General features: G+C 64.6%; 1 pseudogene. It reads left to right on the top strand.

Annotated features, from left to right (window positions below):
- Positions 1 to 80: 80 nt before the first annotated feature.
- Positions 81 to 742: pseudogene (locus BST14_RS28185) on the top strand (transposase); the annotation flags it as partial.

The following is a 742-nucleotide window of genomic DNA, read 5'->3' on the forward strand; positions in this document are numbered from 1 at the left end:
TGGCCTGACCCCGGTTGGTTGATCCACGGCTTGTGAGAGTCTTGCAGCCCACGATGTGGGCAGGAAGGCTCGACAAGATCATGGCGACAAGGAAAAGGCACAGCCCCGAACAGATCGTGCGGAAGCTGATGGCCGCCGATCGGCTGCTGGCCGAGGGCAAGGACACCGCAGCGGTCTGCCGCGAGCTGGGTGTCTCTGAAGCGACCTATCACCGGTGGCGTAACCAGTTCGGCGGATTGAAGGCCGAGGACGCCAAACGACTCAAAGACCTCGAGCGCGAAAACGCCACCCTCAAGCGGTTGTTGGCTGATGCGGAGTTGGAGAAAGTCGCCCTCAAGGAGATCGCGAAGGGAAACTTCTAGGCCCGGAACGCCGGCGGGCAGCCGTTCGTCACCTGCAGCGTGTGCTGGGGGTCAGCGAACGGTTCGCCTGCCGCGTCACCGGGCAACACCGCGCCACCCAACGCCACGAATCTGTCGCGACCACCCCAGACGATCCTGATGCCTCGTTGCGGGCCTGGCTTCGCCGCTACGCCAAGGACCATCCACGACGCGGGTTTCGGCCCGCATATCACGACGCTCGCGCGGAAGGCTGGACGGTCAATCACAAGAAGGTGCAACGCCTGTGGCGTGAGGAAGGGCTTCGAGTGCCGCAGCGGCGACGGCGTAAACGCCACGGCAGCTCCACCGCGCCATTGACCGTAATCGCCGACGCGCCCAACCGAGTATGGGCGGCGGACTTC

This window comes from Mycobacterium arosiense ATCC BAA-1401 = DSM 45069, assembly GCF_002086125.1.
Classification (GTDB): domain Bacteria; phylum Actinomycetota; class Actinomycetes; order Mycobacteriales; family Mycobacteriaceae; genus Mycobacterium; species Mycobacterium arosiense.